The sequence below is a fragment of the Streptomyces sp. NPDC002784 genome, from assembly GCF_053592135.1.
Genome location: NZ_JBSFVD010000092.1, coordinates 1 through 4,808 on the forward strand (window position 1 = coordinate 1; position 4,808 = coordinate 4,808).

The following is a 4,808-nucleotide window of genomic DNA, read 5'->3' on the forward strand; positions in this document are numbered from 1 at the left end:
CCGCCGTCAGCCGCTCCCGCACCTCCTCGATGTCCGCCTCGGCCCCCGAAACCACCACGGACGTGGGCCCGTTGACGGCAGCCACATCGACTCGGTCCGCGAGGACATCCGCAACACCGGCCTGCACCGCGAGCATCGCCCCGCCCTCGGGCAGCGCCTGCATCAAGGAACCGCGGGCAGCGACCAGGCGACAGGCGTCCTCAAGCGAGAACACCCCCGCCACATACGCGGCAACCAACTCACCGATGGAATGCCCCATCACGAAGTCCGGACGAACACCCCAGGACTCAGCCAGCCGGTACAGCGCCACCTCCACCGCGAACAGCCCAGCCTGCGTGAACACGGTCTGGTCCAGCAGGTCGGTGTCGGTGGTCAGCACGTTCGCCAGCGACTCGGGCAGCAGCCCCTCGAACCCGGCACACACCTCATCCAACGCCCGCGCGAACACCGGGAATTCAGCCGCCAGCTGCGCCCCCATCCGCGCCCGCTGCGACCCCTGCCCCGTGAACAACACCGCAAGGCGACCGTCCACGAGGGCACCTGACGACTCGACGGAAGCCAGCCCCGCCGTCAGTTCCTCACGATCCCGCCCCCACACCACCGCGCGATGCGCCAACCCGGCCCGCCCGGTCGCCAGCGACCACCCCACATCCACCGGATCCAGCCCACCGACCACCCCGGAAAGTCGCCCGGCCTGCGCCAACAACCCCTCAGCAGACCCGGCCGACAACACCCACGGCAGGACCCCACCCCCAGGAGACGGAGACGCCGCCTCCTCTGCACCCTCCGGCGCCTCCTCCAAAATGACGTGCGCATTCGTCCCGCTGGCACCGAAGGACGAGACACCCGCTCGACGGACACCGTTCGGCGACTCCCAGGCACGTTCCTCCGTCAGGAGGGAGACATGGCCCGCGGACCAGTCGACGTGCGGGGTCGGCTCATCGACGTGCAGGGTGCGCGGCAGCACGCCCGCCCGCATCGCCATCACCATCTTGATGACACCCGCGACACCGGCTGCCGCCTGCGCGTGCCCGATGTTCGACTTGACCGACCCGAGCCACAACGGCCGATCGGTCTCGCGGCCCTCGCCGTAGGTGGCCAACAGCGCCTGGGCCTCGATCGGGTCCCCCAGGGTCGTACCCGTGCCGTGCGCCTCCACCGCATCCACCTCGGCAGCCGACAGCCCGGCCTGGGCGAGCGCCTGTCGGATCACGCGCTGCTGCGACGGCCCATTGGGCGCCGTAAGACCATTCGAGGCGCCGTCCTGGTTGATCGCCGAACCCCGCACCACCGCCAACACCTGATGGCCGTTGCGACGCGCGTCCGACAACCTCTCCAGCAGCAGCACACCCGCACCCTCGGCCCACCCCGTGCCGTCCGCCGCCGCCGCGAACGACTTGCAACGGCCGTCCGCGGCCAGCCCACGCTGACGGCTGAAGTCGATGAACGTCCCCGGCGTCGGCATGACCGTGACACCGCCCGCCAGTGCGAGGTCGCACTCGCCCTGGCGCAGTGCCTGGGCCGCGAGGTGCAACGCGACCAGCGAGGAGGAGCAGGCCGTGTCGACGGAGACCGCGGGCCCCTCCAGGCCGAAGGTGTAGGCGAGGCGGCCGGAGACCACGCTTCCGGAGGTTCCGGTTCCGATGTAGCCCTCGATGTCCTCGGGGATGCTCGGAAGACGGCTGGCGTAGTCGTGGTACATCACGCCCGCGAAAACTCCGGTACGGCTCCCCCGTACCGAGTCCACCGCGATGCCCGCCCGCTCGAACACCTCCCACGACGTCTCCAACAGCAACCGCTGCTGCGGATCCATCGCCACCGCCTCACGCGGCGAGATCCCGAACAGACCGGCATCGAACTCGGCGGCGTCGTAAAGGAATCCGCCTTCGTTCGCATACGACTTACCGAACGCGCCCGGATCCGAATCGAACAGCCTCTCCAGATCCCACCCGCGGTCCGCCGGGAACGGACCGACCGCGTCCCGGCCGTCCGCCACCAGCCGCCACAGATCCTCCGGCGACGACACACCACCCGGATACCGGCAGGCAGCCGAGACGATGACCACCGGATCATCCGCCACCCCAGCGGCGACCACAGGAACCGCCCCGGCAGCCTCCGCCCCGGCAACGGACCCCACCAGCTCACTCAACAGCAGCCCAGCCACCGCCACCGGAGTCGGATAGTCGAACACCAACGTCGCCGGAAGCCGCAACCCCGACGCCTCACCCAGCCGGTTGCGCAGCTCCACCGCCAGCAGTGAATCGAAGCCCAGCTCCTTGAACGTCCGGTCGGCTCCGACCAGGGCGGTTCCGGCGTGTCCGAGGACGGAGGCGATGTGGGTGCGGACGACGTCCAGGGCGACCGGCTCGCGCTCGGTCGCGGGTAGGGCGAGAAGCCTACGGGCCAGCGTGGACCCGCCGGACTGGGTGCGGTCGGCACTGGCGGCGCGGCGAACGGTCGTGGGCACGAGGGTGCGCAGGAGCGGCGGCAGTGCGCCCGTGCCGGCCTGGGTCCGCAGCGCGGCCCAGTCGAAGGCGACCGGCACGAGGTGCGCGTCGCCTTGGGCCATGGCGGCGTCGAAGGCGGCCAGTGCCTCGGCGGAGGTCAGCGGGGTCATCGCCTGCCGGGCGACCCGAGCCCGGTCGGCGTCGGTCATCGTGCCCGTCATCCCGCTGGCGTCGGCCCACAGGCCCCAGGCCAGGGAGGTGGCGGGCAGTCCTTCGGCGCGGCGGTGCTGGGCCAGGGCGTCCAAGTAGGCGTTGGCGGCGGCGTAGTTGGCCTGGCCGACCGTGCCGAAGACACCGGCGGCGGAGGAGAAGAGGACGAAGGCGGAGAGGTCGAGGTCACGGGTCAGCTCGTGCAGGTGAACGGCGGCGTCGATCTTCGGACGCAGAACGGCGTCGAGCCGGCCGGGGGTCAGCGAGGCGAGGACACCGTCGTCGAGGACACCGGCGAGGTGCACCACAGCCGTGACGGGATGCGAGGCGAGCAGCGCCGCCAACGCCTCACGATCGGCGGCATCACACGCCACAGCCTCGGCAACCGCACCCGCGGCGGTCAGCTCGGCCACCAGTTCCGCCGCCCCCGGAGCCTCGGGCCCCCGACGGCTGGCCAGCACCAGCCGCCGCACGCCATGTTCCGCCACCAGATGCCGGGCGACCAGTCCGCCCAGCGTCCCGGTACCGCCCGTGACCAGAACCGCCCCGTCCCCGAATCCGGCAGTGGACGGGGTGTCGGAAGCGTTCGCCCGCACCAGGCGGGGTGCCAGCGCCTGACCTCCGCGGACCGCGATCTGCCACTCCCCCGCGCCGAAAGCGGCGAGGGCGGGCGTGAGTTCATCGGTGTCGACATCCAGGTCGAGCGCGGCGAGAGCGGGCGTGGATTCACCGGTATCGACATCCAGGTCGAGCAGGCCGAACCGTCCGGGGTTCTCCGCCTCGGCCGAGCGCACGAGCCCCCACACCGCGGAGACCGCAAGGTCGGTAGGCGCGTCGAGGCCGGTGGCGACGGCACCGCGTGTGGCTACGACCAGACGCGACCCGGCGAACCGCTCGTCCGCCAGCCACTCCTGCGCCATGGCGAGCACCGCACCCGCCACGACTCCGACCGCGGCGCCCACCGGTACCGGCGGCCTCCACACCACCAGCGCGGGAACAGCGGCATCGGCCAGCGACGACAGCCCTTCGCCGGAATCGTCGCCGAGAAACCCCCAACCCGGCTCGTCCTGCCCGGCCGTAGCGGCGAGGGGTGTCCACTCCACCCGGAACAGAGCATCCCGTACGGCGGACTCCACCCTCTCCAGCGGGCGCAGCACAAGCGACTCCACGAAGGCCACCGGAGCGCCCTCGGCATCGGCCACCGACACCGACACCGCGCCCTCACCGACCGGAGCCAACCGCACCCGCAGCGCCGACGCACCCACCGCCGACAGCGACACACCCGACCACACGAACGGCAGCCGCACCTCACCGCCGTCCACCGGCAACACCGCGTGCAACGCCGCGTCCAGCAACGCCGGATGCATCCCGTACCGGGCCGCCTCCGCCTGCTCGGACTCACCCAGCGCGACCTCGGCGAAGACCTCGTCCCCACGCCGCCACAGCGCGCGCAGCCCCTGGAACACCGGTCCGTAGTGGTAACCCGAGGCTGCCGCCGCCGAGTAGAAGTCCGACACGTCGACGGCTTCAGCACCTTGCGGGGGCCACACGCCGAACTCGCCCGCCGGAACCCGCGCCGTCTCCGCCGACATCGTGCCCATGGCGTGGGTGGTCCACGGGGAGTCGATCCCCGAGTTGTCGGGCCGCGAGTGGACCGTCAACGCCCGGCGGCCGGTGGAGTCGGGGGCCGCGAGAACGACCTGCACCTGCACGGCCGAGCTCTCGGACAGGACAAGGGGTGCCTGCAGGGTGAGTTCGGTGAGATGGCCGCAACCCACCTCGTCCCCGGCCCTGATCGCCAGCTCGACGAACCCGGTGCCCGGGAAGAGGACCGTACTGGCGACGGCATGGTCCGCGAGCCAGGGGTGCGTCCGCAGAGACAGCCGGCCGGTCAGGACCAGCCCTCCATCGGCGGCAAGACTCACCGCGGCACCCAGCAGCGGGTGCCCTGCGGCACCGAGGCCCAGCTCGGCGGGGTCACCCGTGGACCTCACCGCCTCCAGCCAGAAACGCTCACGCTGGAAGGCGTACGTCGGGAGGTCCACGGGGATGACGGCGCGGCCCGCGTAGACGGCGGACCAGTCGATGTCGGTCCCGTTGACCCACAGTTCGGCGGCGCCGGCGAGGAAGCGGGCGTTCTCGTCCTCGTCC

At 71.8% G+C, this 4,808-nt stretch carries 1 protein-coding gene; it reads right to left on the reverse strand.

The features are described 5' to 3' along the window. Positions 1 to 4,808: type I polyketide synthase (locus ACWD1Z_RS36500; protein ID WP_451125087.1), on the reverse strand; the 4,808-nt coding region annotated here is incomplete at both ends.